The 2,238-nt window shown below is 66.8% G+C and carries 2 protein-coding genes and 1 pseudogene; all 3 read left to right on the top strand.

The features are described from left to right. Positions 1–241: hypothetical protein (locus ACXJKR_RS30290; RefSeq protein WP_457326001.1), on the top strand; the 241-nt coding region annotated here is incomplete at its 5' end. Positions 242–247: 6 nt separating this feature from the next. After that, positions 248–1,912: a GspE/PulE family protein gene (locus ACXJKR_RS30285; protein ID WP_457326000.1), complete on the top strand. Its 1,665-nt coding sequence runs from the start codon at positions 248–250 to the stop codon at positions 1,910–1,912. Next, positions 1,912–2,238, top strand: a pseudogene (locus ACXJKR_RS30280) (hypothetical protein); the annotation flags it as partial. The gene ACXJKR_RS30285 and the pseudogene ACXJKR_RS30280, both read left to right, overlap by 1 nt.

Raw genomic sequence — 2,238 nt, 5'->3', positions numbered from 1 at the left:
CAACAATCGACGCGAGTTGATCGTGTTGATCACGCCCTACATCCTCAACGACACGCGGGACGCGGAGCTGATGACCGAAGCCTTCCGCAAATCGCTCGGGCCATGGGCTGAACGTGCCCAATCCGTGATTCCCTCCGAAAGGTCAACGCCGGCGGAGCCGATGCCTTTGCCACCGGCCGAAACCCGGATTGCGCCCACGCCGCTTCCGACGGGAGCGGCCGCCTCCGGACCGACGCAGTAAGTCGCGATGCAATCCCTCCCGATCGGACAACTGCTGCTGACACGCGGGGCGCTCAAGGCCACGGAACTGGACAGCGCATTGGCATTGCAGGCCGCGCGAGGCGGGCGGTTGGGCGAAATCCTGGTGCGCCTGGGTGCGGTCTCGACAAACACCTTGTACGTGGCGCTGGCTGAGCAACTGGGCTGCCCGATGCTGGCCCCCACGCAGTTGGACGAGGTGGCGGCCCGAGAGGCGATGGCACGCCTGAAGCAGCCTGCGAGCTGGTGGTTGGACCGCGGCGTGTTGATGTGGGAGCAGGGATCGCAATGGCAGGTGGCCAGTGCCGACCCGCTCGACCTGGACGTGCGTGAGGCGCTCGCCGACGAAGGCATCGTTGAACCGTTCTGGCACCTCCTTCTGCCCGCCGACGCAGAAAGCCTCGCCGAGCGTCTGCGCCACGGCGACGCCCGCGGTACGCTGGATGCGCGCTCGCTGCGCGAACTCGCCGAGGATGCCCCGGTCGTCGCCTTCGTCAACAACACGCTGGCCCAAGCCCTCGAAGCCCGGGCCTCTGACATTCACGTCGAGCCCGGTGAGCGCGAGTGTGCGTTGCGCTTCCGTGTCGACGGTGTGCTGCAACTGCGTTCGACGCTGGGAATGGATCGTTATCCGGCCATCGCGTCACGCATCAAGCTCATTGGTGGCTTGGACATCGCCGAGCGCCGCCTGCCCCAGGATGGGCGGATTTCATCACGCGTGGCCGGTCGAGAAGTGGACATCCGCATTTCGTCGATCCCGGCCGTGCACGGCGAGTCCCTGGTGCTCCGGCTGCTGCCCAAGGAGCGCGGCGATATCGGCTTGCACCGCATCGGCATGGAAGACGACCATCGCCAGCGATTGATGCACTGGCTGGATTTGCCCAACGGCATGATGCTGGTTACGGGGCCCACCGGCAGCGGCAAGAGCACCACGTTGTATGGTGCGCTGTCCGAGATCAACGACGGCGTGCGCAAGCTGATCACGGTGGAAGACCCGGTCGAACTGCGCCTGCCCGGCGTCGTGCAGATCCAGACCCAGGCCGACATTGGCTACACCTTCGCTCGGGCACTGCGCTCCATCCTGCGCCACGACCCGGATGTCATCATGGTCGGTGAAATCCGCGACCGTGAAACCGCCGAGATCGCCATCCAGGCGGCTTTGACCGGGCACTTGGTGCTTGCGACCTTGCACACCAATGACGCCCTGTCGGCCGTGAACCGTCTCGTCGACATGGGGATCGAACCCTATCTCGTCGYGGCTTCGCTGCGTGCCGTCATGGCGCAGCGCCTCGTTCGCCGGCTCTGCGAGCATTGCGCCCAGCCGCTGCTTGATTGCGAGCCGCTGGAGGACCGTGCCGCCACTCTGCTCGCTCGCGGCATTGSCATGCCGCGGCCGGCGCGCTGGATGCGCGCTGTCGGATGCCCGCAATGTGGCGGGACGGGCTACCTGGGCCGTCTCGGCGTCTACGAACTTGTGGACGTGGGCGCCACGCTGCAGCACCAGATCGCCCAGAGTGCCGGCGTCGAGCAACTCGTCGCGACCGCCAACGCAGAAGGGCGCCGGAGCATGGTAGATGACGGGCTCGTCAAGTGCGCGCAAGGGCTAACCACCTTCGAGGAAGTGCTGCGCGCAGCCAGCAGCGAGGAGCCGTGATGCAGCGCTATCGCTATCGCGCAGTCGACGCCAGCGGCCAGAGCGTGGCCGGTCAGTTGGAAGCCTACAGCGAGGGCGAGGCGGCGCGGCAGCTGCTGCGCCAAGGGCTCAGGCCCCTGTCGGTCGAAGGCGAGGAATTGCAGGTGACGGCCGCCGCGTCTGTGCGACGTCGGGTGCTGACGACGCTGGATCGCATCGTTGTGCTGCGCGAGTTGGGCACGTTGCTGAAGGCGGGGGTGGCGTTGGATGAAGCGCTGGGTTCGCTGGCAACCGGCCATGCCAGCGGCGCGGCAGGCGCGGCGATGAGCAGGGCGCTGACTGATGTG

The sequence above is a fragment of the Roseateles sp. P5_E11 genome (assembly GCF_054049355.1).
Note: the sequence above shows the minus strand (reverse complement) of the source record. Positions and strands in the feature narration are given on the sequence as shown.